The sequence below is a fragment of the Brevibacillus formosus genome, assembly GCF_003013405.1.
Taxonomy (GTDB): Bacteria; Bacillota; Bacilli; order Brevibacillales; family Brevibacillaceae; genus Brevibacillus; species Brevibacillus formosus.
Genome location: NZ_PXZL01000013.1, coordinates 506,854 through 531,886 on the forward strand (window position 1 = coordinate 506,854; position 25,033 = coordinate 531,886).

The 25,033-nt window shown below is 47.7% G+C and carries 30 protein-coding genes; 20 read left to right on the forward strand and 10 right to left on the reverse strand.

Going from position 1 to position 25,033, the window contains the following annotated elements; translation table 11 throughout:
* Nucleotides 1-19: 19 nt before the first annotated feature.
* The gene (locus tag C7R91_RS29375; RefSeq protein WP_162837746.1) at nucleotides 20-178 is read left to right on the forward strand and encodes a hypothetical protein; all 159 of its coding nucleotides are present in this window, start codon (nucleotides 20-22) and stop codon (nucleotides 176-178) included.
* Nucleotides 179-285: 107 nt separating this feature from the next.
* Here the strand turns inward: C7R91_RS29375 and C7R91_RS15115 are convergent, their stop codons facing one another.
* From C7R91_RS15115 to C7R91_RS15125, 3 genes are all read right to left on the reverse strand, one after another.
* The gene (locus C7R91_RS15115) at nucleotides 286-840 is read right to left on the reverse strand and encodes a spore coat protein (RefSeq protein ID WP_047069108.1); all 555 of its coding nucleotides are present in this window, start codon (nucleotides 838-840) and stop codon (nucleotides 286-288) included.
* Between the two features lie 119 nt (nucleotides 841-959).
* Complete coding sequence (locus tag C7R91_RS15120; RefSeq protein WP_047069109.1) at nucleotides 960-1,187, reverse strand: YozQ family protein; 228 nt, start codon at nucleotides 1,185-1,187, stop codon at nucleotides 960-962.
* A gap of 54 nt (nucleotides 1,188-1,241) precedes the next feature.
* A complete protein-coding gene (locus C7R91_RS15125; RefSeq protein ID WP_047069110.1) occupies nucleotides 1,242-1,610 on the reverse strand; it encodes a hypothetical protein in 369 nt (122 codons plus the stop codon).
* A 124-nt stretch (nucleotides 1,611-1,734) separates the two neighbouring features.
* Between C7R91_RS15125 and C7R91_RS15130 the strand changes: the two genes are divergently transcribed.
* Together C7R91_RS15130 and C7R91_RS15135 are read left to right on the forward strand one after the other, a co-directional pair.
* Nucleotides 1,735-2,028: a hypothetical protein gene (locus tag C7R91_RS15130; RefSeq protein ID WP_083995038.1), complete on the forward strand. Its 294-nt coding sequence runs from the start codon at nucleotides 1,735-1,737 to the stop codon at nucleotides 2,026-2,028.
* Nucleotides 2,012-3,433: an FMN-binding glutamate synthase family protein gene (locus tag C7R91_RS15135; RefSeq protein WP_047069112.1), complete on the forward strand. Its 1,422-nt coding sequence runs from the start codon at nucleotides 2,012-2,014 to the stop codon at nucleotides 3,431-3,433. Before C7R91_RS15130 ends, C7R91_RS15135 begins: the two co-directional genes overlap by 17 nt.
* Nucleotides 3,434-3,533: 100 nt before the next feature.
* Here the strand turns inward: C7R91_RS15135 and C7R91_RS15140 are convergent, their stop codons facing one another.
* Entirely contained in the window at nucleotides 3,534-4,109 is a 576-nt protein-coding gene (locus C7R91_RS15140) for an adaptor protein MecA (RefSeq protein ID WP_236697848.1), read from the reverse strand.
* Nucleotides 4,110-4,339: 230 nt separating this feature from the next.
* Here C7R91_RS15140 and C7R91_RS29380 point away from each other — a divergent pair, with 230 nt between their 5' ends.
* Nucleotides 4,340-4,504, forward strand: a complete 165-nt coding sequence (locus tag C7R91_RS29380) for a hypothetical protein (RefSeq protein ID WP_012686282.1) — start codon at nucleotides 4,340-4,342, stop codon at nucleotides 4,502-4,504.
* A 75-nt stretch (nucleotides 4,505-4,579) separates the two neighbouring features.
* Here the strand turns inward: C7R91_RS29380 and C7R91_RS15145 are convergent, their stop codons facing one another.
* Complete coding sequence (locus C7R91_RS15145; RefSeq protein WP_236697831.1) at nucleotides 4,580-6,184, reverse strand: glycosyl hydrolase family 18 protein; 1,605 nt, start codon at nucleotides 6,182-6,184, stop codon at nucleotides 4,580-4,582.
* Nucleotides 6,185-6,332: 148 nt separating this feature from the next.
* On the opposite strand from C7R91_RS15145, the gene C7R91_RS15150 reads away from it, so the two are divergent.
* Complete coding sequence (locus tag C7R91_RS15150; protein WP_047069115.1) at nucleotides 6,333-7,307, forward strand: YpdA family putative bacillithiol disulfide reductase; 975 nt, start codon at nucleotides 6,333-6,335, stop codon at nucleotides 7,305-7,307.
* Between the two features lie 13 nt (nucleotides 7,308-7,320).
* Here C7R91_RS15150 and C7R91_RS15155 read toward each other — a convergent pair whose 3' ends face one another.
* Together C7R91_RS15155 and C7R91_RS15160 are read right to left on the reverse strand one after the other, a co-directional pair.
* Nucleotides 7,321-7,659 (reverse strand): histidine triad nucleotide-binding protein, encoded by a 339-nt coding sequence (locus C7R91_RS15155; protein ID WP_047069116.1) that lies wholly within the window; start codon nucleotides 7,657-7,659, stop codon nucleotides 7,321-7,323.
* Nucleotides 7,660-7,732: 73 nt separating this feature from the next.
* On the reverse strand, nucleotides 7,733-9,022 hold the full coding sequence (locus C7R91_RS15160; RefSeq protein WP_047069117.1) for an acyl-CoA thioesterase/bile acid-CoA:amino acid N-acyltransferase family protein: 1,290 nt from the start codon (nucleotides 9,020-9,022) through the stop codon (nucleotides 7,733-7,735).
* A gap of 155 nt (nucleotides 9,023-9,177) precedes the next feature.
* Here C7R91_RS15160 and C7R91_RS15165 point away from each other — a divergent pair, with 155 nt between their 5' ends.
* Nucleotides 9,178-9,618 carry an Rrf2 family transcriptional regulator gene (locus tag C7R91_RS15165; protein WP_047069118.1) on the forward strand — a complete coding sequence of 147 codons (441 nt, stop codon included), beginning with the start codon at nucleotides 9,178-9,180 and terminating at the stop codon, nucleotides 9,616-9,618.
* An 85-nt stretch (nucleotides 9,619-9,703) separates the two neighbouring features.
* Here C7R91_RS15165 and C7R91_RS15170 read toward each other — a convergent pair whose 3' ends face one another.
* Nucleotides 9,704-10,759: a bifunctional transcriptional activator/DNA repair enzyme AdaA gene (locus C7R91_RS15170; protein WP_047069119.1), complete on the reverse strand. Its 1,056-nt coding sequence runs from the start codon at nucleotides 10,757-10,759 to the stop codon at nucleotides 9,704-9,706.
* A gap of 265 nt (nucleotides 10,760-11,024) precedes the next feature.
* Here C7R91_RS15170 and C7R91_RS15175 point away from each other — a divergent pair, with 265 nt between their 5' ends.
* The 14 genes from C7R91_RS15175 (at nucleotide 11,025) to C7R91_RS15245 (ending at nucleotide 23,201) form a co-directional block, all read left to right on the forward strand.
* Nucleotides 11,025-11,399, forward strand: a complete 375-nt coding sequence (locus C7R91_RS15175) for a response regulator (protein WP_047069120.1) — start codon at nucleotides 11,025-11,027, stop codon at nucleotides 11,397-11,399.
* 137 nt (nucleotides 11,400-11,536) lie between these two features.
* Entirely contained in the window at nucleotides 11,537-12,898 is a 1,362-nt protein-coding gene (locus C7R91_RS15180) for an ethanolamine ammonia-lyase subunit EutB (RefSeq protein ID WP_047069121.1), read from the forward strand.
* Between the two features lie 20 nt (nucleotides 12,899-12,918).
* Nucleotides 12,919-13,752 carry an ethanolamine ammonia-lyase subunit EutC gene (eutC, locus tag C7R91_RS15185; protein ID WP_047069122.1) on the forward strand — a complete coding sequence of 278 codons (834 nt, stop codon included), beginning with the start codon at nucleotides 12,919-12,921 and terminating at the stop codon, nucleotides 13,750-13,752.
* Nucleotides 13,753-13,828: 76 nt separating this feature from the next.
* Nucleotides 13,829-14,038 (forward strand): hypothetical protein, encoded by a 210-nt coding sequence (locus C7R91_RS15190; RefSeq protein WP_047069123.1) that lies wholly within the window; start codon nucleotides 13,829-13,831, stop codon nucleotides 14,036-14,038.
* Between the two features lie 377 nt (nucleotides 14,039-14,415).
* The gene (locus C7R91_RS15200; protein WP_047069124.1) at nucleotides 14,416-15,345 is read left to right on the forward strand and encodes a helix-turn-helix transcriptional regulator; all 930 of its coding nucleotides are present in this window, start codon (nucleotides 14,416-14,418) and stop codon (nucleotides 15,343-15,345) included.
* Between the two features lie 82 nt (nucleotides 15,346-15,427).
* A complete protein-coding gene (locus C7R91_RS15205) occupies nucleotides 15,428-15,922 on the forward strand; it encodes a GyrI-like domain-containing protein (protein WP_047069125.1) in 495 nt (164 codons plus the stop codon).
* Between the two features lie 124 nt (nucleotides 15,923-16,046).
* Nucleotides 16,047-16,631: a TVP38/TMEM64 family protein gene (locus C7R91_RS15210; RefSeq protein ID WP_047069126.1), complete on the forward strand. Its 585-nt coding sequence runs from the start codon at nucleotides 16,047-16,049 to the stop codon at nucleotides 16,629-16,631.
* An 11-nt stretch (nucleotides 16,632-16,642) separates the two neighbouring features.
* Nucleotides 16,643-17,332 (forward strand): response regulator transcription factor, encoded by a 690-nt coding sequence (locus tag C7R91_RS15215; RefSeq protein ID WP_015890914.1) that lies wholly within the window; start codon nucleotides 16,643-16,645, stop codon nucleotides 17,330-17,332.
* A gap of 7 nt (nucleotides 17,333-17,339) precedes the next feature.
* Complete coding sequence (locus C7R91_RS15220) at nucleotides 17,340-18,686, forward strand: HAMP domain-containing sensor histidine kinase (protein WP_047069127.1); 1,347 nt, start codon at nucleotides 17,340-17,342, stop codon at nucleotides 18,684-18,686.
* A gap of 80 nt (nucleotides 18,687-18,766) precedes the next feature.
* The gene (locus tag C7R91_RS15225) at nucleotides 18,767-19,393 is read left to right on the forward strand and encodes a LysE family translocator (RefSeq protein ID WP_047069128.1); all 627 of its coding nucleotides are present in this window, start codon (nucleotides 18,767-18,769) and stop codon (nucleotides 19,391-19,393) included.
* Between the two features lie 214 nt (nucleotides 19,394-19,607).
* Entirely contained in the window at nucleotides 19,608-20,819 is a 1,212-nt protein-coding gene (locus C7R91_RS15230) for an MFS transporter (RefSeq protein WP_047069129.1), read from the forward strand.
* An 81-nt stretch (nucleotides 20,820-20,900) separates the two neighbouring features.
* Nucleotides 20,901-21,875: an LLM class oxidoreductase gene (locus C7R91_RS15235; protein ID WP_047069130.1), complete on the forward strand. Its 975-nt coding sequence runs from the start codon at nucleotides 20,901-20,903 to the stop codon at nucleotides 21,873-21,875.
* Nucleotides 21,876-21,903: 28 nt separating this feature from the next.
* Nucleotides 21,904-22,233: a winged helix-turn-helix transcriptional regulator gene (locus C7R91_RS15240; RefSeq protein ID WP_047069132.1), complete on the forward strand. Its 330-nt coding sequence runs from the start codon at nucleotides 21,904-21,906 to the stop codon at nucleotides 22,231-22,233.
* 14 nt (nucleotides 22,234-22,247) lie between these two features.
* The gene (locus C7R91_RS15245) at nucleotides 22,248-23,201 is read left to right on the forward strand and encodes an NADP-dependent oxidoreductase (RefSeq protein WP_047069134.1); all 954 of its coding nucleotides are present in this window, start codon (nucleotides 22,248-22,250) and stop codon (nucleotides 23,199-23,201) included.
* A gap of 138 nt (nucleotides 23,202-23,339) precedes the next feature.
* Here C7R91_RS15245 and C7R91_RS29385 read toward each other — a convergent pair whose 3' ends face one another.
* Nucleotides 23,340-23,495, reverse strand: coding sequence for a hypothetical protein (locus C7R91_RS29385; protein WP_162837747.1), 156 nt, complete (start codon nucleotides 23,493-23,495; stop codon nucleotides 23,340-23,342).
* A gap of 252 nt (nucleotides 23,496-23,747) precedes the next feature.
* A complete protein-coding gene (locus C7R91_RS15250; protein WP_047069136.1) occupies nucleotides 23,748-24,977 on the reverse strand; it encodes an MFS transporter in 1,230 nt (409 codons plus the stop codon).
* Nucleotides 24,978-25,033: the final 56 nt, after the last annotated feature.

Genomic DNA, 25,033 nt, shown 5'->3' on the forward strand with positions numbered 1-25,033 from the left:
AAAAGAGAGGGGTAGAGCCATGGACATGCCAAAAAACCTGAAGGACAACCATTCGAAGCAAGACGAAGAAGGACAGGTCATCCAAAGTCTACAAGACACTACGGGCAGTGGTGATGAGGAACAAGCAATAGAAAGCTGGGGCTGGTCTAATAATACCGAGACCGTTCGAGATAGCTGACACATCGTAACATAAAAACCTTCCGGAAGCGGGAAGGTTTTTCTTATTCCAAGATGCCATGCCCTAGCATAAGATGAAAACCGTCCAAACAAGGACGGTTTTTTGGCTTACAGGAGCACTTGTTGTTGAGGCTGGTAGGCGTTAATCATCGTGTTCATCGTGTGATCAGCTAGCTGCGGAGCTTGGTAGTAGCCTTTGGCATTCATGTATTGCCAGGTTTCATAAGCCATCTGCTGGCAAGCATTTGCGCCATTTACATGGTATTGGCGGATACCTGGATCTACGCACTCAGCTGCCCAGAGCATGCCAATTGCCGAACCCGCTTTATGCCAGTTCAGCATCAGAGTAGCAATTGTCATATCTGACAAGCGTGTCGGGTGTGGGTTGGGAGCAGCCATCTGCGGGTTATTAAGACCAACTGCTGTAGGTTGTGCTACACGCAATTGAATAGGAGCTGGTGCAATGTTGAAGCCTTTTCCCTGCAAGAGGCTAATCCCTTGTTGGTATGCGTTCATGATCAATTGCTGATGTCTGTTAATGATGCTTGTTAATTGAGGGTCTTGTGCCATCTCGGCAAGTACTCCGTGCATTTCAATCGCGGCGTGCTTGGAGCGGAGTGCTTCTTGTGTTTCCAAAAACTCATGAGCAGCAAATCGTTGCATAATAGCCTCCTGTAATCTTAATTGGGTTACTGTCAACCTTTGATAGTGTTTGTATAGAATCAATGGATATTCAGGAAAAAAGTGGAGAAGAAATTTAGCTTGAGATGGTCAACTGGACTTTAAAACATGTTTTCGTAGCCAGTGCGTGGTATCTCGATATTTTTTTGTCCAGCATTTTCATCGATTTTTCCGTCGTTTGTACCTTCCATGTAATTGTCGCTGACTTGTTCGTGTGTGATGGCGAGCCCTTGCTCTGTCAGCGATTCACTTTTGTAAAAGGACGGGTCGTACATTTTGTCGGCGACCTCCCCGGCTGCCTGAAGCAAATCTTCATCGTTGTTTTTCATCGTGTTCCCTCCTGAAGTTACAAGATAATCCAACGGACATTTTGCAAAGTGGTGCTAGCTCACGTATTCAGCTGAGTACGAATTGAAGCCTGCATGTACCGAAAGCAACGTATTTGCATAGCCCACCAAACGATTGACGGTCTCATCTACCACGGCGTAGACTAGCGGATGCAGAGTAGGGTCATGCAGTTTTGGGTCATCGAAAATCACGGTGGTGTTGATGAACACATCCCGATTTCCAATCAAGTCGTAATGAATGAATACTTTCCCACAAGCCCCTTCCGTCTGCGGATCTCGGTATCCCGGCAAAAACAGATACCATTCCTCGGCTGTTGCAGAACGGAAATTTTTCGTGAATGTGAGACCTTGGATAGCTTCTTCTGTTTTTCTTTTTAATTCAGGGCTCATCAAAATATCCGACAAGAACCTTTCCTCCTTTGTTCCCTTTCAGTATGAAGAAAGGAGGGCACTTCCATGCAGAAACCCAAGGATGAATAGAACTTCCCAGATCGGAAGACAGTAAAAAGAAAAAATGGGGTGCACGGATTTGAATAACCTTGAAGACCTGAAGCACACATTGTCTTATATTCATTCTGAGCTTTTACGTATCGAAACCATGGCAGGAACACTGTCAACCATCGAGCGAGACCACTATAACAGACTCACTAATTTCGACCAAAGGGAGTTAATAGACATTGCGGTAGAAGAACAAAATGCATCCAGACAGCTGGGCACCATGAAGCAAATGTGTTTGTCCATGGCTCAAAAAATTGAAGGGCTACAAACTGCGATCATGAGTAACGAACCTGGGGAGAGTGCCCGCCGTGTTGAGACTCATTGAAAATTTGATACGCTCTGCTTTGAATGAAACTGTAGATAAAGCGATTACAAGGGTGATAAAGGATCAGTACACGGAAAATTTATTTGAAATGGTGCCAGCTACAAATAAAGTGGGAATCACGAATTTAATGGAAATCGCTATGCGTGCCAATCAAGGAACTCCAATATCACGACCACTTGGCAGTCCGCTTCATTTTTCTCCTTGGGAGAAAATGCTTTTTAATCCTGTCCACCTTTTCCGCTTTCCTACTCCAGAGGAGGTAGGGATAAGCACGTCAGTCACGATAGGTCCTCGTGCCAGAAAGCCCTTAACAATCACTGTTCCAATCATGATTGCAGCCATGTCGTTTGGCGGTGCCTTAAGCAAAAATGCAAAAATAGCTTTGGCAAAAGCAGCGACAGCCATCGGGACAGCAACAAACACAGGGGAAGCGGGGCTGCTGGAGGAAGAACGCGATGCTGCTTCGCTCCTTATTGGGCAATATAACCGTGGGGGCTGGATGAATTCGCCGGATAAATACAAACGCCTGGATGCGATTGAAATCCAACTGGGTCAAGGTGCCCAAGGCTCCACCTCCCAACGAACCGCAGCAAAAAATATTGGTGAGGATTATCGAGAGGTTTTTGGTTTGAAACCAGGGGAAGACGCCTGGATTCATTCTCGGCTCCCCGACGTGAATTCGAAAGACGATTTTATAAAATTGGTCAGACGGCTGAAAAGCGAAACAGGGGTACCTGTAGGATTAAAAATAGCAGCAACGCATCACATTGAAAAAGAATTGCAGATGGCAATAGAAGCAGAAGTGGATTTCGTGACAGTCGATGGCGCAGAAGGGGGAACTCACGGAGGGGCACCTACCTTGCAGGACGATGTTGGACTTCCTACATTATTTGCAGTCTCAAGAGCAACAGAATTCCTTGCGCGAAAAAGAATAGTCGATGATATCAGCTTGCTTGCGACCGGAGGGTTGGTGACCCCCGGACAAATGCTAAAAGCGATTGCTTTGGGAGCAGATGCAGTTTATATTGGCACAGCAGCGATTATGGCGCTGGTAAGTGAGCAAATGGTAAAAGCAGTTCCGTTTGAGCCTCCGACAAGTTTAGTAGTGTATACAGGGAAAATGACAGACCAACTCGATATTGACCAAGGATCATTGAACTTGATCCGATACCTTAGCAGTTGTGTCAAGGAAATGGAACAAGTAGCAGTTACTCTCGGGAAAACTGCCCTTACAGACATCGGAAAATCAGACTTGTGTACGTTGGACCCGTTCCTTGCAAAGGCGACGGGAGTTGAGTTGGGGTACGTGGCTCCGACGAATCAGGAACGTTTTTTTGAGGAGACAAATGCATTTTTCGTTAACCCGGAAGACAAGGTAGATCCCGACCGAATTCCACTTCATTAATTTCAAGGCGTAAACGTATACAAAGACAGTATGTAGATGACAAGCCAACTGTGAGGGTTGGCTTGTTTGGCTGTCTCATGACAAGGCAGTTGCTGTTCATTTAACAAGGAAACAAGCATGCTATTTCAAGAAAAGCATCTTTCTCAAACAGGACTTTTCCGTACGTATCCAGGACTTCGGCTGTCGTATCCGCTTGTCTTGTCGCATATTCAGTAACGATGGAGACTGCGTTCTGATAATCCTCCGCCAAGAGAAAATCTGAAGCCTGAAGCTTGAGTATATAGTTATCACGGTATACATACAGCTTTCCGCTAGAACGCATACGCTCAGGCATTTTCGAAGCACAGAAAGCCAAATCTTCAAAGTCTCTGAAGTGTAAGAGCGAATATGCTGACTCAGGAAACACTATTTTGCTTCCTTCTGTTTTTTCTTCTTGGTTTTCCAGCAAGGTAATGGTGATATACATCCCTTGAGAGGGGACGAAAGCTACCTCCGTACGTGAAGGCATGTCCATTGCCGGAAAAGCTTGTGTAGATTCTGCAAACAAAAGCGCTTCGTCAATCAAATGGTTAATGATTGAAAGAGTGGCCTCGTGATTATTTTGATCATAGCCGCGCTCAGTCAGTTCACTCTCCGGCACAAAGATTGAAATGGTGCGGTTATCTGAAATTTCCATCTTCACAGCTGATTCCTCCTTCATTCATCGAAGTATATAAAATGAAAATCAGATATTGTCTTGGGCAGTAAATGCAGAATTGATTATTAGGGGGTAGCATTTCAATATACGGTACTTTTCATGTTGCAACAATAGGAGATTGTTGGGCAGAACGTATCGTCCCATAAGCGGCTAATAATCGCATAAACGAGACAAACTACTGGTAACATGCATCCTGGAGGGGATTACAATTGACTGAACAAAACAATCAGGAAGTGGAAAATAAAGAATTGAAAGTTCTGGGGACGCATGCAGCAGGAAGCACCGATTTGTTTGAAACTCGAAAAGCGTCGAAGGACGAAGTCGTCGAGGCGCCCAAACATCCTGGAGGCGCGGGCTCATCCGGGACTTACTGAGATTTGCCTAGCACAACAAAAAGAAGCGCCTCTGCCACGGCTGTAGCCGGACGAGGGCGCTTCTTTTCATGATTCTTACAGTTTTTCACGTGCATGTGTAAGGGTTATCGAATTGGCAATGGCTGTCCACATATCCGTTGATTCAGAGCCAACGTACCAGTACGCGAGTCCACCAATTTGCCATTGCAGACTAGCCTGAGCCTTGAGCCCAATCGAACGGCTTTCTTCCAGCCAAATCGTGTGCGTGATGCCTTGCTTTTGATACGTCGAACGGTATTGTCCAACTTTATCGTCCCACACTGTTTTTGCTCTGTATTGCGAGAGCAACTGGTAAGACTGAGGGATGCTGATATCTGTCGACTTCAATGTCCCATTCGATTGATACCAGTCGCGTGTGTAAAGAGGCATACCGACGATCAGCTTTTGGGTTGGAACCTCGTCAAGCAGGTCGGTAATGACTTTCGTAAACCAAGGCAGGGATGCCACGGAGCCTGCTTTTGACCCACCTACCCAATGCTCTTCATAGGCCATTACTACCAAATAATCCGCATGCTTTGCTAATTTAGCAAAATCGAAAGGGTCGCTCCAGTCTGAATCACCATCAGGCGGAATATCTACAGATAGGACAGCGCCTTTTGTGTGAAGAGCTGTCGCGAGCTCCTGGATAAACAAGGTGAAGTTGTTGCGATCCGCAGGAGAGAAGCCTTCAAAATCGATGTTAATCCCATCTAGCTGGTACTTATCAATGAATGAAGAAAGCTTTTGGACGGCTGCTTTTCGTTTATTGGGATCGGACAGCATGGCGCGAGTGGCATCGGGATCAAATTTATTTCCGAATAGCGGCCACACCTGCTTGCCATTTGCCCGTGCCCAATGGACGAGTGAAGCATCCGAAAAGTCGCTAATCGTACCGTCTTTTTGCAGGAAGTACCAACGCGGCGACAGCGTGTTGACTCCGCTTTTCTTGACTTGTGCAATGAACTCCTCTGTCGTGGATTGGTATTGCCATCCGAGAGAGACAAGTGGCTTTGCTGTAACGTTTTGCTTCTTCAGTTTCTCCTGAATTCGATACAAAATAACAGCGGTTTCTTCTCTCGATAGTGCATGGGTCGGGCGGAAGTAGCCATTATAGCCAACCAACCATTTTTTCTGCATGGCGTGGCTGACTGAGGCGCGTGCCCAGCTGGAAATCGCATTGGCATCCTTCACGGGCAGCTGGTAAGAAGGCGAAATGCTCTGTTCCAGTGCACGTACGAGAAACGCAGCGGCCTCTTCGCGTGAGATCGTCCGCTTCGGAGCAAAAGTAGTAGGACCGATGCCATTCGCGATGTTAAGACCAGCAGCAGCTTGTACGTACCCGTATGCCCAAGAGTTTTTCGGGACATCCGAGTAGGCTGCTACGTTGCTGACCACGGGTTTCATACCGAGCGTTCGTGTGAGCATCGCGACAAACTCAGCACGCGTCACAGGGCGAGTCGGGTGAAAATACCCGTTTTCATCCCCAGCGATGACACCTGCCGCCTGAAGCGAACGGATTTGCTCTTTCGCATAGCTGTTTGCGATATCTTTTAAATTTTTCGTCGATGCTGTGGATGCAGGGACTCCTATGGCAAAAGAGAGTCCGTACACCAGAAAAGCAAAGGAGACTAACCAGATATGTATGTTTTGTTTTTTCATCATACATCCAGTATAAGGAGAGAGAACCATTCTTTCATTGGTCAGATTTTGGTAGAAACCTTGCAGGAGTGCCGGGGAACTCTTTTGTTGTAAACGCGATATGATATGATGGAGGAAGAAGAATAGAGAGAATGAAGCGAGGCGGAGAGAAATGGAAGACGTACTGATTGTAGGCGGTGGTCCTTGTGGACTGGCAGCGGCAATTGCCTGCAAGCGAGCTGGACTTGATCCCATCATTATTGAAAAAGGGTCGCTGGTCCATTCGATTTATCGCTACCCGACCTATATGATTTTTCATAGTACACCTGATTTACTGGAAATTGGGGGCGTTCCTTTTGCTACGGCGAATGACAAGCCAACCAGACAGGAGGCGCTCAATTACTATCGGCTGGTAGCAGCGCGAGAAAAATTGCGCGTGAATGTATATGAAACGGTGACAGGAGCGAAGAAGACACCAGCTGGCTTTCAAGTCACGACCACAGACCGATTCGCCAAAACACATACGTACGAAGCGAAAAACTTGGTGATCGCCACAGGTTACTTTGACAATCCGAATCGACTGGGTGTACCAGGCGAGGAGTTGCCAAAGGTTTCGTCCTTCTACAAGGAAGCACATCCGTATACAGGGCTTGCAGTAGCGGTAGTAGGGGGAAACAACTCTGCCGTTGACGCGGCGATGGAGCTGGAGCGGGCGGGAGCAGAAGTAACGGTGATTTGCCGCCGAACGGAGCTATCTGACAAGGTCAAGGCATGGACAAGACCTGTTTTTGAGAGTCTGATCAAAAAAGGACGCATCCACATGCTGTTCGGTGCAACAGTCGAGAGCATTGAGGAGCGTTCCATTAAGGTGAGAACAGGGGAGGAAGTCATTACGCTTGCCAATGACCATGTGTTTTCTCTGATTGGATACCGTCCGGATCGTACCTTCCTTCATTCGTTAGGGGTTATGATTGACGAGGAAACGGGAATACCAGTGCATCATCCCGAGACGATGGAGACGAACATTCCAGGTCTCTATATAGCGGGAGTCATTGCGGCGGGCCACCACGCGAACGCCATTTTTATCGAAAATGGAAGGTTTCATGGTGAAGGTATCGCCCGCCACATTGCCTCTCATAAGGAGTAGTAGCTGCTATTGATTAGAACTGCCACTCCAATTGTCTGCCACCAATGAGGTGGTAGTGCAAATGGAAGACGGTTTGTTGTCCGTGCTTGCCAATGTTGGTTACAATACGGAAGCCATCCTCTTTCACGCCCATTGTTTCTGCTACTTTTTGCAGAGACAGATGGAGGTGACCGATCAGCTCCTTGTCCTCAGGCTCGATAGCCAGAACGGATTGAATATGCTTTTTCGGAATCATCAGGACGTGAACAGGGGCAACAGGATTAATGTCGTGAAAAGCCAATACATGCTCGTCCTCATACACTTTTTTAGACGGAATGTCTCCGTTTACAATTTTGCAAAATAAGCAGTCCATAGGGCTATACATCCTTTCTAAAATGATAGATCGTAAAGCCTACTTCGTCATGCGAGTAGGCTTTCCCTGTTTTTTACTCTGGAAAAGTCCGTTCCAAAAACTGAAGAACCTCATGCCAAGAGTGCTCGGATGCGTAGGCGTTGTTTTTGGGCGTACCACCATTGAGCTGCGTGCGGGTCGTCGGTATGTAAGGAAAGCGGATCCCATGTCCTGTATCCGCGTAACGCAAATGCACCACCGAATGAGCAAACTGATGGTCCTCTAACCGCTTGACCATTTGTTCACAATGCTGTGCTGCTGGCCACCAGTGATCGTCATCCGAGGAGAGGAAGAGGATCGGACCATTGATTTTTTCTACCGGAATTTCGGCATCCTCTAACCACTCACAAGCAGCCCATGCTTCAGTATGGATGTGATCGATACGTTGACCTGCTTCGAGCCGCTCCTGCGAGACTTTTGTCTGCTCCTCTGTCCATGGCACGAATGGAAGAGGTTCTCCTTGAAACGACCAAGAGGATTGCGGGGAGAACGTATCTGATCCAGCGAATGCCTTATCTGTACCAATCGTAACGGTAGAGCTGGGACTCGAAGCAATAACAGCATGTACGTGTTGATCGATCGATGCTGTGACTAATGCCAATTCTGCTCCTTTGGAGCGTCCGAATAACGAGATCTTCTCGGGGTGAACGGAGGGCTGCTGCTGCAGCCAATGAATGGCGCGTTGAACATATTCGATCGGGATCTGGCGGATATCGTCAGGAAGATCATTGCATTGGAAGTAAGCAAGTGCTAGCGCCGGGTAGCCGTGAGAGGCGAACAAAGCTGCGAATTGTGAGCAGGAACCAATTCCACCTTCGCTTCCACCAAGTACGACAATGGCGGGTCTTTGCTCAGTGTGAGGTTTTGAAAAATACAGACCGACTAACCCATGGTCTGTCACTTTTTGTATCGACACGTCGCGAGAGACAAAAATACGTTTCACAACGGCTTTCGCTACGGGTTTATCGTAGACTTCTGCCGTCAGTTCGATTTCAGTGGAGCGAGGGGTGAACTGAAAATCGTCCAGGGAATAGGCATGATAAAAACGCATGGTCTGGACATTCATCGACCAGAAAAGCCCCATCGGATCAATTCCCTCATAGGTACCAAATAAGGGAGCTTGGGAAACTAAATCAACAGAGCCATTTTCGTCTGCTTGGAATATAGCATGTGATGATGCTGTCAAATCTCCTCCAGGCAACCCATTTTTTAGAGTGGCATGAAGAGTGATTAATTGATTGGGGATAAAACCGCTTAGCGAGATATGGACAGGAACATCTATTAAGGCTGTAGCAGGTGTAACTTCAATTTGTGGAAGTATCAATTTTGTCAACACTCCTTCCAGATTACGGGAACACTTGACACAGTCATTATAGTAGAATGAATAAAAGTTCGACGGGATGAAATGTGACGGTATGGTTAACTTGACTTCTCGTCTGTGGTGTAACTATAATCATTACAACGAAAGGGTGACAACGTATGAAAATCAGCAGCCGTTTCTCCATTGCGGTTCACATTTTATCACTGCTTTCCATTGATTCTAATTCGCATTGCACTTCCGAATGGATCGCAGGTAGTGTGAATACGAATCCGGTCGTGATCCGACGTGTGCTGGGGCTGTTGAAGAAGGCTGGGCTCGTAAACGTACGTGCCGGAGCCGGCGGAGCTTCTCTCGCCAAGGAACTGGATCAAATCACGCTTCTAGAGATTTACCGTGCAGTCGATGTCGTGGAAGAAGGGCAACTTTTTCACATCCATGAGCAACCGAATCCCGATTGTCCAGTGGGAGCGAATATACAGTTTGTGCTGGAGTTGATCTTGACCCGTGCGCAGCATGCCATGGAGGATATTTTGGGCGGAGTTAAAATGTCCGAGCTCGTAGATAACCTGCGCCAGAAAATAACGGAAAAAGCACAATAAGAAAAAAATGCCCTTGCGTAAGCGAGGGCATTTTTACGAGAAAGGAGTGCCCGCATCCATTTTCCAAATATTTCACGAATCCGAGTCAAATGGGGAGGGATGTTTCTTTTTCATGATGAAGCAGCCAGCGTTTGCATGAAAGTCCTCCTCCGTAACCTCCTAATTCACCATTGGAGTTGATGACCCGGTGACAAGGAATGACAATCGCTAACTGGTTCGCACCATTTGCTTGCGCGACAGCACGAAAGGCACTTGGGTTCCCAATAGCTGCTGCAACCTCGGAATAGGATGAAGTTTGACCTGGAGGAATCGTTTGCAAATGCTCCCAGACCATTCTTTGAAAAGGGGATCCGCACAAAAACAAAGGCGTTGCAAATTGTGTTAGCTTTCCGTCAAAATACTTTTCTAACTCACGTTCAATCGAACGGATTGGCGCTGTGGAACCAGGGATAATCGCTGACCTCGTTCTTTGTCTAAGACGTTCAACTTCTCGTTCCAAGCCGCGGCGGTCAATGAATTCAAGTAGATATAGCGCTTCTTCATCTGCGATAGCTATCATGGGACCGAGTCGCGTATCCAGCCACGATGCCTTTAAGATATGATGGTCTCCAAGAAGAGTAGGTGCTGCCCCCATAATTCGTGAAAATGCGTCTCGAAAACCACTGCTGGACTCGTAACCGGTGGATAGTTGGGCATCGATGATGGCTTTTCCTTCTCTGATTTCTTTTAGTGCAATCCCCATACGCCGCGCCCTTGCATATTCGACGAACGTCATGCCAAAACGCTTTTTGAATTGGCGTCTCGCTGTTGCAGCATCCACGGATAATCTTTGAAAGTCTTTTTCCGTCCAGCGCTGCTCGGGGTTTTCTTCTATCGCGTTTACTAGCAGACGCACGAGCTCTGAGACATGATTGGGATGTGAAAGTGGACGGCAGCGTTGGCAGGGCCGGAATGAAGCCAGGAGTGCTTGTTTGGCATGATCAAAAAACTCACAATTCATAAACTTAGGTTTTCTTGCTGGACATGTCGGGCGACAGAATACGCCAGTTGTCTTGACTCCAACGAAAAAGACACCTTCGTATTCTGAATTTTTATCCAGTAACGCCTGATAATACTCGGACTTCATCTCGGCCGTTATCATTTGTTTCCCCCTCCGTTTTTATGTTTTCATTTTATCGCTCACCAAAAATGGCTGCAGCCGAAAATCGTACATTGATTTTTTCTCGTTCCTTCACTATGAAGTAACGAGGGCGAAGGGTGGACAGGATTTAAGCTGGAATTAGCCTGAAAATATAGATATAATAAACGTATTCAAAAATAGGCAAGAAACCGACAACGGCGTCGGTTGGCGTATTGAATGATGAGTAGTTGGCACGTCCGTTCACTGGTGATCGGGAGGTGGAGTTTTGCGTCAGCATTATCGAGTTATCATCATAGACGACGACCCCATAACGCGTATGGACCTGGTCGAGATGTTGCAAGAGCAGGGATATAACGTCGTAGCTGAAGGAAAAAACGGCAAAGAGGCCGTTCGATTGACGCAAGAGTGGAACCCGCATCTCATTATTATGGATGTGAAAATGCCAATTATGGACGGTTTGACAGCGACTGGGATTATCCGAAAGCATTCGGACGCGGCTATCCTTCTCTTGACTGCTTACAGTCAAAAGGACATGGTCATGCAAGCCAAAGCGAAAGGGATATGTGCCTATCTGGTCAAACCCGTCATGGAGGAAGAACTGCTACCGGCAGTGGAGTTCGTGCTTACGGGCAAACAATGAACGCAAAAAAGTGAATCGTATGAAGAGCAACGGCGCTTGGACCAAGGCGAGCAATTCGTCTTATGTTTCGAAGCGCTTTTTTCGTTCCATGAGATAGAGTTTACGGAAAGTTGAAAAGAAAGTGAGTGAAGCTAGAGATGAAATTGGCTTGCGTGGTACGTAAACAGCATTACCAGTTTACTTCGGTTCGTGATGTATTGGCAAAAGCGAGTGAAGAAAAGTCTGGCGATCACATGAGTAAATTAGCAGCCAATTCCGCACTGGAGCGGATGGCGGCGAAAGTCGTATTAAGCGAAATGCAACTTCGTGATATATATGAAAATCCAGTCATTCCATACGAAAAAGACGAAGTGACGCGGATCATTTATGATGATATCAATCTCTCTATTTACGATGAGATTAAAAATTGGACAGTAGGGGAACTACGGGAGTACATCTTGTCGTTTTCCACAGGAATGCCTGAGCTGACACGAATTAGTCGCGGGCTGACCAGCGAAATGATTTCCGCTACGGCCAAACTGATGTCCAGCATTGACTTGGTCATGGCTTCACAAAAAATGAAGCATCAAGCCTATTGCAACACACTGATAGGCGAGCCGGGAAGACTGGCGTTCCGCTGCCAGCCAAATCACCCGATCGATGATCCCGATGGCATTTTGGCTTCGATGAAGGAAGGCTTGTCCTATGGATCAGGCGACGCTGTCATCGGAATTAACCCTAATAATGACTCTGTTGAAAGCGTTACCAAGCTCTTGAAAATGACACATGATTTCATGCAAAAGTGGGAAATCCCTACGCAAAACTGCGTACTGGCTCACATCACGACACAGATGCAGGCTCTTCGCGGCGGAGCGCCCATTTCTCTGATGTTCCAAAGTCTGGCAGGTTCCCAACGCGCGAATGATGCGTTCGGGGTAAACAAAGAGATTTTGGATGAGGCAATGGATTTGATGCTTCGAAAAGGCACAGCGTCGGGACCAAACGTCATGTATTTTGAGACAGGGCAAGGCTCCGAAGTGTCGCTGGACTCTCATGAAGGCGTCGATATGCAGACGCTGGAAGCGCGTACGTACGGTTTTTGCCGTCACTGGAAGCCGTTTATGGTCAATAACGTCTCAGGCTTTATCGGGCCAGAAACACTTTATGATGGCAGACAGATGATTCGTGCCGATCTGGAGGACTTATTCATGGGCAAGCTGCATGGTTTGCCGATGGGAATCGCTCCGACTTATACGAATCATATGTATGCGGATCAGAATGACCAGGAGATTGCAGGGATGCTGACGACCTTGGCAGGGGCGAATTTTTATATGGGCGTACCTGGTGGGGACGATGTCATGCTCAGTTACCAGGACACGAGCTACCACGATGACGCCAGCTACCGCGAGCTTTTGGGACTGCGACCTCTCCGGGAATTCGAGAAATGGTTGGAAAAAATGGGCATTATGGAAAATGGTCGTTTGACAGAGCGTGCAGGCGATTTAACCATTTTTGACTAACGAGTGGGGAGGGAAGCAAGATGAAACAGATCAATATGGAGGATCTCGTCCAGCGCGTAATCGATGAGCTGTCCAAAAAAGGTCATGGAGTTATTCATTTTCCTGAGCAAAAGCAATGCGGAGTCAAGAACCCAAACAATCCAGAAGCATTGGAGCTGGCGATGAAAAGAACGCCAGCTCGCATCGGAATCGGGCGGGCGGGTACCCGGATGAAGACGGGAAGCTACCTCCAATTTCGGATTGATCAGGCAGCAGCACGCGATGCGGTCATGAAAACCATCAGTCCAGAGCTGATCGAGAGCCTGCAGTTACCTGTCCTCCATTCAAGAGCGACGAGCATGGAGGAGTATTTAATGAACCTCGACTCCGGTCGGATGCTATCAGATGAGTCTGTTCGCTGGCTGGAGCAGAATGGGGATAAAAACAAAGACGTGCAAATCATCATATCGGACGGACTGAGCACCTCTGCATGTGAGGCGACCATTCCAGACCTCTTGCCTGCCTTGATGCAGGGATTGTCCATGCGAAACATCAGTGTCGGGAAGCCAGTGTTTATTCACAGAGGCCGCGTTTGGATTCAGGATCAGGTCGCGTCCATTGTCAATTGCAAGGTCGTCATTTCCTTAATTGGGGAAAGACCGGGGCTTGCGACGGCAGAAAGTCTCAGTGCTTACATGATTTACAAACCGGATGCCAATACGGTAGAATCGGATCGTACGGTTATTTCTAATATTCATAAGGGTGGCACGCTACCGATTGAGGCAGGTGCTTACCTTGCAGAGCTTTTGGAGGAAATTTTGAAGTACCAAGCGAGTGGTGTAAAATTATCACAGCTTCGGGCGATTAACGGGTAGATTCCCACTGGCGCTTCCTCCTGTCTTGCACTAGAATACATAGAAGATAACCAATTTCTATGAGGAGTTGCTACGCATGACGGAGCCAAACCAAAACGAAAAAGAAACCACTGAGCAAAAGCCTGGGAAAATCAGCCTGCAAGAGGCGATGAAGCGCAAATTGGCGGAGAAAAAACAAGCGCAAGCACAGGCCAATAACCCACTGAATCAAAAGGCGAAAAACCAAACGATGAAAAGCCAGCTCACCAAAAAACCAAACAATCAACGCAGACGTATGGGCGTATAGCTTTGAATGAAGCAAGGCAAAAAGGGAATGTGCAGCACGTTTTGGCTGCAGATTCCTTTTTTGTATGATCAATCATACCGAATGATCTTCAAATTTTTAAAGGTATCGAAGAACCAATAAAGCTGGCGAGAAGAAAAAGCACAGGGCTCGCAGACCTTGACAACGCCTACCCAGTCGGAACTTCAAAAAGGGGACCACGCTCGTCGAACACATCTCCTTTGAGAAACTTCCGCCCGTAGGGTGGCTTTGGCTCGACGGTCCCCTTTTTGAAGTGGGGACGTCCAGTCAATCCCCCCAGTTGGCGTGTCAGAGTCGAAGAGACCTGTGCTTTTTCTTCTCCACCACTATGTTGACTCAAAAGAAAAGTGGAGGCGATCATGAAGGTAGAACGGCTACTCGCTATTGTCATCATGCTGTTGAATAAACGTCGTGTGAGCGCTCGTGAACTATCCGATCACTTTGAAGTATCCTTGCGTACAGTCTATCGGGATTTGGAAACCATTAATGCAGCCGGAATTCCGATCGTAGCGTACCCTGGGGCAAGCGGCGGATACGAGATCATGGAGAATTTTACGATCGATCGGCAATACTTATCCCTGGACGAGCTAGTCGCGGTGATTGCAGCGCTAAAAGGGGTTCATTCCTCTACAGACGATAAGCAAATCGGACAGCTTCTGGAAAAAATAAAAGCGTTGCTCACCACTGCACCATCCTCTTTGCAAGGAAGTGCACATCCCGTTGTTTATGACTTCAATCCATGGGGAAGTACACCGGCAATCGCCGAGAAAGTAAATAAGCTGCGGGAAGCCATCGAGAAAAGACTTCGTGTGCGGATCATTTATACGAAAATACAAGGCGATGCGACAGAGCGCACCATTGAGCCTGTCACACTAATTATCAAAGGTTATGTGTGGTACGTGTATGGCTATTGTTTACAGCGCCAGGAGGATCGTCTGTTTCGCTTATCGCGGATTGCAGACATGTCTGTGCTGGCAGAGGAGTTTTTGGCTCGTCCCTATCAAATAGATAAACTGGAATGGCTCGAAGAATGGGATACAGCAGAGCGCATTTCTCTTGTCCTCGAATTTGCGCCGCGTGTACATGTAAGGGTACGGGATATGTTTGCGCCAGAAGCAATAGAGACCCAGCAGGATGGTTCATTGTTGGTACGAACGATGATGACAGACGATGAATGGTTAAACGGGATGCTGCTTAGCTTTGGCGATGCCCTGTGTGTACATGAGCCTGCGCATGTGAGGCAGAGAATTGGGGATACGGTAAAAAGAATGGCGAAACTTTATGAATAAACGGTAGAACGTTGACAGATAGTTGTCAGGGTATGGTCGTTATACTAAGTCATGTAAACAAACTCTTACAGGAGCGTGGTTAATGATGAACCCAACGATTGTCAAACTGGATGAAATTCGTGTAGCTGGCTTGCAAATTCGGACAACGAATGAGGCGGAATGCGGACCGAATGGGAAAATTGGGGGACTGTGGCAGCGCTATTATCAAGAAGAGCATCCTTTCAAAACTCCCCATCAAAAAGAACCGGGTGTTGTTCTAGGGGTGTACTCCGATTACGAGAGTGATGAGACCGGCGAGTACTCCATGTTAGTAGGAACCGAGGTAGAAAAGAACGGTGAGCTTCCTGCTGAGCTCACAGTCAAGGATCTGCCTGCTGCTACCTATGCCGTATTTACGACTCGCGTAGGCCCGATAGTAGAGGTTGTGACGGAAGCGTGGGCGAAGGTGTGGGAGTGGTCCCATCAACCGGGGAACAAGCGGACATTTACTGGAGATTTCGAGCGATATGACGGAGTGCGCTGCGCTGATCCCAACAACGCACAAGTGGATTTGTACATCGCGATCGCTGAAGAATAATGGTGCATCCAATCATACAAGCAGTCGTAGTCGATCAGGCTACGACTGTTTTGCTTTTTTCCATGATTTCTTCACAAGTTTCGTTTACTCTAGAGAGAGTGGCAGAGGGGAGTCATACAGACGGATGGATTGGATAACGAATGTAGAAGCCCTGGCAGAATGGATTCGTTCTTTGGGGATGCTGGGGATTATCGGCAGTATTTTATTGAACATCGTGATCAGTGTGGCAGGTGTATTGCCGTCCATTTTTTTATCGGGTGCGAACGCAGTCGTGTTTGGCTTGTACGGAGGGTTCTTGATTTCCTTAACGGGAGAGGTAGCGGGTGCTTGCATCGCCTTTTTCCTTTATCGCTACACGATCAAAAAAGCAGATCGGCTCGAAAAGCTGAAATCATTCAAATGGGTACATGCCATCAATGGAACGACGAGTTTTCGCAAATGTCTTGCCGTTGTTTTGCTCCGGTTGAATCCGTTGATGCCTTCGGGTGTGATTAATTTGGGCGCGGCTTTGACGAATATCACCTTCGCGCAATTTTTTGTGGCGACCTTGTTAGGAAAAGTGCCGTCGATGGTATTTGAAACATTCGTTGGCCATGATCTGATAACATTTCGTGAAAACAAGTTTCGCTTGCTCTTTGCCTTGCTAGCAGGTGCTCTCGTCTTTTTGCTTTTCTGGAAAAAAGGAAAAGATCAAACACAACAGGAGTAGGGAGGATTCACATGTCTACCATTTTGCTAGTCGACGATGAGCCGCAAATCTTAGAAATATTGTCCTCCTATCTGCAAAAGGAAGGCTATCATGTTCTGACCGCACAAACTGGCAAGGAAGCAGTGGAAATGGCCACGACGATTTCATTGACCTGTATCATTCTGGATCTGATGCTACCTGATCTGAGCGGGGAAGAAGTCTGCGTCCAAATTCGCAAAGAGTCGCGTGTCCCGATTTTGATGCTAACGGCGAAAAGTGGAGAGGCGGATCGAATTCGCGGTCTTACGATTGGCGCTGATGATTATTTAATCAAGCCCTTTAGCCCGAGAGAACTTGTAGCCCGTGTTCGAGCCGTCATGCGTCGTGCGGGCGATTATTCAACACTCTCCGATTTCGTTGAAGTTGGCGACTTGACCATATCGATGAATGAGAAGAGAGTCACGAAAAATGGAGTCGCTTTGGAGGTTACGCCAAATGAATACCGCTTGCTCACAACGCTTGTCCGTTATCCGGGGAGGACGTGGGGCAGGGAGGAGCTCGTGCGTGAGGTAATGGGGTTTGATTTCGAGGGATACGACCGAACCATTGATACGCATATCAAAAATCTTCGCCAAAAGATAGAGGCAGACCCGAAGCAACCGGAGTATATCAAGACGGTGTATGGATTGGGCTATCGCTTTGACGATCCCATGAAGAAGTGAGGCCACGATGAAGCATATTTGGGTAAAGCTTGCCTTTGTGATCATGACAGTCGGCGCATGCGCTGTTCTTTTTTCCTCGTTGTTGTCCGTAAAGGAAATGGATGTTCATTTTTCCATGTATGCCGATGAAGTGAGAAATCAGCATAACGAAGAAATATCGCGAGTCGCACTCCAGGCGTATCAGGACAATCAGGGCTGGGGAGCGGAAGCCTATCATAAGCTTGAAGCAGTTTCTGAGGTTTTGGGATTACATATCATACTCCTGGATCAGCAGCAACAAGTGAAAAACGAGTGGGGCAAGCGGCCAGTCCATCCGAGCAATTACAGTGTTGACAAGATTCCCCTTGTCAGTAAGGGTGTCATGATTGGGCAACTAGTGATTAGCCACGATGATCGGAGTGCCTATATGACCTTGGAAAGTCATTTCCAATGGGCCCATAAAAACACGACGATGTGGACGATGGCTGTGCTGCTCATCCTGGTCATTATCATCAGTATACCGCTCGCTCGGACCATGGTGCGTCCAGTCGTACAAGTGAGCACCGCAGCGCAACGAGTCGCGCGAGGCAATCTGTCCATACGCGTACCGGAGCCTCGTGGCAAGGATGAAGTTACGTCATTGGTCGTTGCTTTTAACAACCTGGTCCATAGTCTCGAGCATCAGGAAGAGCTGCGAAAGCGACTGACCTCCGATATTGCCCATGAATTGCGAACACCACTGAATACCTTGCTGGCGCAAGTAGAGGGGATGATCGACGGCATCTGGGAAGCAACTCCCAAAAATCTCGAAAGCACAAGGTCTGAGGTACTGCGTTTGAGCCGTCTCGTCCGCGATTTAGATCAGGTGATCCAGGTGGAGTCAGGTTCCTTGCAAATGCGCAGTGAAGAGGTGGAGCTACGTGAAGTTGTCAAAGAAGTCACCGAGTCGATGAGTGCTACGTTTGCCCGTGAGCAAGTGAAATTTCACTTCAAAGGTGATCACGCTGTCTGGATCAAAGGGGACAGGCAGAGACTGGCGCAAATCGTAGCCAATTTGTTGACGAATGCCTGCAAGCATACGCCAGCGGGAGGAGAAGTCGTAGTCACGGTAGACAAGCCGAGTCCGATGGTCCGGTTGCAAGTGAAGGACAGCGGCACAGGCATCGATCAAAAGGACCTCCCGTACGTCTTCGAGCGTTTTTATCGGGGAGATCGCTCGCGAGCAAGAGAACGCGGTGGAGCAGGATTGGGGTTGACGATTGTGAAAGGGATCGTGGAGGCGCACAAGGGAATCATCTCATTGGATAGCAGAGTGGGGGAGGGAACGACCATCACGATTTTGTTTCCGTCACAAGCTCATGAAGGCGAAAAGTAAGCCTATACCGTATCGTTCTGGCTGTACATCGTTTATGATAGAAAGAGAATTTGAATATTCGATACAAAGAGGGAGAGCACATGTTTGATTGGACTACCATGGGGGCATTTTTAGCTGTTGTGATCGGCCTCTTTTTAATACCGGGACCCGCTGTCCTGTTAACTGCGACGCGTACCGTTCAGGGAGGACGTAAAGCAGGGATCATGGCTGGGCTGGGCATTGCTACCGGAGACTTCATTCATACGATTTTTGCTGCCGTCGGTTTATCCGCGATTTTGATGACATCTGCATGGGCATTCAATCTCGTAAAATTTGCGGGAGCGGCTTACTTGGTCTATTTAGGCGTTCGGGCCATGCTTGAAAAACCGGTTGACCCAGAGCTGCCAAAAGTAACACCGTTGCCACCGCTGCAATCGTATGGGCAAGCCATCCTCGCAGAAGTTCTGAATCCGAAGACGGCGTTGTTCTTTCTGGCGTTTCTGCCACAATTTGTACATCCTGAGCGTGGGGGAGCCATTTTCCAATTCCTAGTCCTGGGGCTGATTTTCGCTATCTTAGGGTTCTTTTACACCGCGTTGATTGCGATCAGCATCAGACCACTGGGGCATCTGGTGAAGCGAATTTCCTGGCTGGGCCGTTGGAGTGGCAAGATCGTAGGCTCTGTTTATATCTTATTGGGATTAAAAATAGCATTGCAAGAAAGATAAGTTATGAGTCGGGAAGACAGTCTTCCCGGCTTTTTTGTTGCTTGAATATGGCTATAAGGTACTTTTTAGTGCCTATGATACTTGAAAGTACGTACTTCCTATCAAGTTAGGCATGAGACATAATAGCATTCAGAACCAACATATTCGCCAATCATGATAAGTAAGGGCCCTGCTTTGTGAACGGCAAGAAAAATAAAGGGAGGATACAACTCAGATGAGCACTATTACATCCAACGAGAAGCAGCAAGCAATCGGTGCGAAAAACTCCACTCTTGCTTTACTTGCTCTCGCAATCAGCGCATTTGGTATCGGGACTACTGAATTCGTAATCGTCGGTTTGTTGTCTACAGTCGCACAGGATTTGAAAGTAACCATCACCTTAGCAGGACTTCTTATTTCTGGATATGCATTAGGGGTAGCTATTGGAGCACCGATTATTACAGCACTCACAAGTCGAATTCCACGCAAAATGCTGCTTATGCTTTTGATGATTGTCTTTGTAGTCGGAAACAGTGCGGCAGCCTTGTCGAGCAGCTTTGCAATATTAATCATTGCCCGTTTCTTTACTGCGTTTTCTCATGGGGTATTTTTCTCCATCGGTTCGACGATCGCAGCCGATCTGGTGCCAGAAAACAAGCGTGCCAGTGCGATTGCGACGATGTTTACAGGTCTGACTGTTGCTACTGTTACAGGTGTACCTTTGGGAACGTTTATTGGACAAATGTTTGGATGGAGAGCGACTTTTTGGGGAGTGGCCATTCTTGGCGTGATTGCTCTTATCTCGACAGCGATTCTGGTACCAAGCAATTTGAAAAAAGCCAAGCCTGCTTCTATTAAAGACCAAGTGAAAATAATGACAAACTTGCCACTGTTGCTTGTCTTTGCAATTACGGCGCTTGGCTACGGAGGTACCTTCGTAACCTTTACGTTCTTAGGTCCGATTCTGGAAGAAATTACAGGTTATCAGGCGAGTGCCGTCAGTCTGATTCTTCTCGTCTATGGGATTGCAGTAGCGATTGGAAATACGGTCGGAGGAAAAGCGGCCGACAAGAATCCAGTAAAAGCGCTGCGCTGGATGTTTATCATTCAGGCGATCATTCTGGTCATTCTCACGTTTACTGCGCCTTTCAAATGGGTGGGAACCCTCACGATTATGCTGATGGGCCTCTTGGCCTTTATGAACGTACCGGGCTTACAAGTATATGTCGTGCAGTTGGCTGAAAAATACGTGCCAAGTGCTGTTGATGTAGCTTCTGCCATTAACATTGCGGCATTCAATCTCGGCATTGCGATTGGAGCGTTCGTGGGAGGAATCATCGTCGATACCATTGGACTGATTCATACTCCATGGGTCGGCGGAGTGATGGTGTTAGGTGCAGCCTTACTCACGGTAATCAGCAGCAAGCTGGAAAAAACTCGTCGTTAATCGAACAAAGACGGCGGATGCGGATCAAAGCATGTGTCCGCCGTTGGTTTCCCAAATCCATCACGTAAGGAGAGAGCAGCGTTGAGCAAATTCGCCGGTCACTATGGTTTTCAGCGAATGTTCAAAGAAGGAAAAATGACGTTAGGATTTCACATTCCGCTGGAGGCATACGAATGGGAACCACCGACAATGGAGCGCCAGGTTGAACTTGTCCAAGCGGCAGAAGACTACGGCTTTACTGGTATCTGGCTGCGCGATGTGATTTTGCAGGACCCCGCTTTTGGTGACCCTGCAACGGGGCAAATTTATGACATGATGATTTATTTAACCTATTTGGCTGCGAAAACCAAAAAAATCGCTTTCGGTACCTCGAGCATCGTGCTTCCACTGCGGCATCCGTTGCGAGTGGCAAAAGAGACAGCGACCATTGAAAATTTGTTTCCCCAACGTCTGATGATGGGGATTTCCTCTGGAGACAGACGGGCTGATTTTCATGGATTGAATGTGCCGCATGAACAGCGTGCGGAGCTGTTTCGCGATGGCTACGACTACTTGCAGAAGGTTATGGCAGAGGATTTCCCGAAAATCAACTCTCCATACGGTATGATTAATGGAGCGAATCTGGTGCCTAAATCGACTGCGCCCATTCCTACCTTTATCACGGGGTACAGTCAACAAACGATGGACTGGTTTGCGCAAAACGGAGATGGCTGGATTTATTATCCACGTGACCCATACAACCAAGCACACGCCATCCAAGAATGGAGAGAGCTTGTCCAGAAATATCACCCAGGTGTATTCAAGCCGTTTATTCAGCCTCTACACCTGGATCTTGCGGAAAATCGGGATGAGTCGGTCACGCCAATTCGATTAGGGTACCGAGTCGGTAGAAAAATGCTTGTAGAACTGCTGGCCCTGTATCAAGAGATCGGCGTCAATCATTTGTTCTTTGCCCTGTTCCCTAGCCAGCGTCCCATTGACGAGGTCATCGATGAGCTTGGACAAGAAGTATTGCCTTATTTCCCGGCCCATATCGACGCACCGGAGCGAGTTTGAGCACATCTTCGTATGAGGAGGGGAGGACATGGAAAAATACAATATCCCTGTAGAGGCAACATTGGAAGTTATCGGGGGGAAATGGAAAGTAGTAATTCTCTGTTTGTTGGCAAAAGGGACAAAGCGGACAAGCGAATTGAAACGCGCAATGCCTGCCATCACGCAAAAAATGTTAACGCAGCAGCTGCGAGAATTGGAAGCGGACAATATCATTTCCCGCAATGTGTATCAGCAGGTTCCCCCACGCGTCGAGTATGACTTGACGGAGTACGGCAAGACACTGTCGAAGGTTCTGGATATCATGTGTGAATGGGGAGAGAGTCACATCGAAAACCAATTGCGAAAAATAGCCGAATGAAAAGGGGAGGTTCTATGAGAGGAATTGGCATTAAGCAATACGGCGACATCCAACAGCTAACAGAAATTGAACTGCCAACAAAGCCGATCGGGCCGGACGATCTACTCATTTCCATAAAAGCGAGCGGAGTAAATCCTGTGGATTGGAAGGTGCGGGAAGGACTGTTGCAAGCAGATTTTCCTTTTGAACTGCCACTTATTTTAGGGTGGGATGCGGCGGGCACGGTAACGGCTGTCGGTACGCATGTGCAGGATTTTCAAATCGGGGATGATGTCTTCTTTCGTCCAGAGCTGGAAAGAGAAGGGACATACGCAGATGAAATTGTCGTTCCAGCGAATATCGTAGCCCCGATGCCACGTGGTTTGTCGTATGCGGAAGCAGCTTCGCTTCCTCTGGTCGGTCTAACGGTTTGGCAGGCATTGGTGGAGGTAGGCAACGTACAAGCGGGAGATAAAGTCTTGGTGTTGGGGGGAAGCGGTGGGATCGGTTCCATGGCGATTCAGCTAGCAAAAGCGCTAGGTGCCTATGTGGCGACGACAACCAGCTCCAAAAACAGCGATTATGTCCGCGAGCTGGGAGCAGATGAAGTCATCGTGTATGATCAGGGATCACTTCATACCTCTACACAATTTACATTCATGCTGGATACGTTGGGTGGCGAAGCATACGGTGAAGCTTTAAAATTTATGAAGCGGCAAGGAAGAGTGGCAACGATTATCAGCGAGCGTGATGCCAGGAAACCTTCGTTCGCTGATGCGGTTGAGAAAGAACGAGAGCTGGATGTTAGTTTTGTGTTTACGCGTCCAGATAGGGCAAACATGAATCATATCCGTGAGCTAGTGGAAGCCAAACGCGTAAAGCCTTGCTTGACAAAGATATATCCCTTGACCATTGAAGGGGTTCGAGATGCGCATCTCTTTAGTCAAACGGGTAGAGTGCGTGGCAAAATTGTACTCGTCCATTCATGAGAGGGGAAAGAGCACGAGTAAGTTGCGCAAATGGAACAATGGCGGGCAAGGAGTAGCGTTTTCAACCGAGCCCGCTGCTGTTTTTCATGAAAAAGCCAGTGTGACGGTCTAGACCGCCTTCGCTGGTAACCGCTCGCTTCATCTCTTTCGAATCACGGCCCCTTGTAGAACAAAGGTAATCCCTAAGATTCCTGCGATAGCAAGCAGGCGAATGAAACCGTTGGAGACAAACAGATTGACACAGATCAGTCCAATAATGATCAGAACAAGCAAGATCACGGTTTTCCCCGACATGTACGTATTCCCCTTTCCCCAGACAAAATAAGTGGTCTCGTCAAATCGGAATATACGGGTCGTTTCATGGCGTATGTAATTTGACTTTTTGTTGTCAGAATCTTCTGCTCATCCTTTCGATACCTACCATTGTAGCGAATGCAATCGTAGAAGAAAAGGCGGGGATGACGTGAAAAAACTCCCTTCTGTCATCGTCAGGTGCTCACCTGTACGCTTGAGAGGGAGTTTTCGCATGTGATCAAGCTACTCTCGTTACTTCGTAGCTAGCTGACGCTCCGTTGTTTGCTGCTTCAACGGCTGTCCGGCCAATTGTGATCGTATGGATCGAATCATGATGGCAGTAATCAACAGCGCAATACCATTGATGATAAATACGTAGCGAATCGGGATGAGTCCCCCGAGAACACCGCCAATGATCGGCCCCATCATCGTCGCGAGCTGCGTCGAGGATTGGTTCAAGCTAAATGCTCTGCCGCGAAATTCTGGTTCCGTGACCTTTACGATCATGGCGTTGATTGATGGATAAACAGCGGCAAAAAACAGTCCGTACGCAAATCGCAAAATGCCAAATCCATACAGATTGGTGAAGAAAAATTGCAGTAAATTTCCGATCGCTCCACCCATTAAGCCGATAAACAAGATTTTGGAATAGCCGACCTTTGACCCCAGCTTTCCCCATTGTGGAGCAGCAATGACTGTCGCGATTCCGACTGCCGCAAAAATGATGCCGGAGCTGAGGGAAGCGTCTTGCTGCGAAGCGCCCAATTGCATGACGTACACGGTGAGTAAAGGTTCAAGTAGCATAACGGAAATCGTGACCATCAGGCTCATACCCAGTATCGACATCAACGGCCGGTTTGCCATCGCAGCGCGCAAATCTTCCCGCACACTCGAGCGGCTGCCGGAGCGGTTCAAGTTCGTTTCCTTCACGAAGAAAGTAGCGATCACTGCTGCTACGAGCACGACAAATCCTGAAAAAATGAATGCTTCCGCGTTTCCCCATACATGACTGACGACACCGCCAACCAACGGACCGATGATTCCTCCTGTTGCTCCCGAAGTCGCCATAATCCCCAGTGCGTACCCGACGTGTTTTTCTGGTGTATTCGTCGCTACCAACGCAATGGCGGCAGGTACGTAGCCGGCAAGCAAGCCCTGGAAGATCCGTAACACAAGAAACAAATAAGGGTCCGTAATCAAATACGTCAAAAAGTACAACAAAGCGAGGCTAAATCCAGAACGAATCAACATAGGCTTTCGTCCATATTTGTCCGCAAGAGAGCCCCAAAATGGCGAAATAAGTGCACTTGCTAAAAAAGTGATGCCAAACGAAATGCCGGACCAGGCCTCCAGATGCTCATTGACCCCCAGTGAAGTATGGAGGAAGATGGGCAAAAAAGGGATGGAGATGGAGTAGGCGGTGCTACAGAAAAATACCCCAATCCATAACACAATCAAATTACGTTTCCATGAAAATTCCATCTTTCTGTCACAACCTTTGCAGTTAAAAAGCAGGAATATTGTTATTGATCATTCTA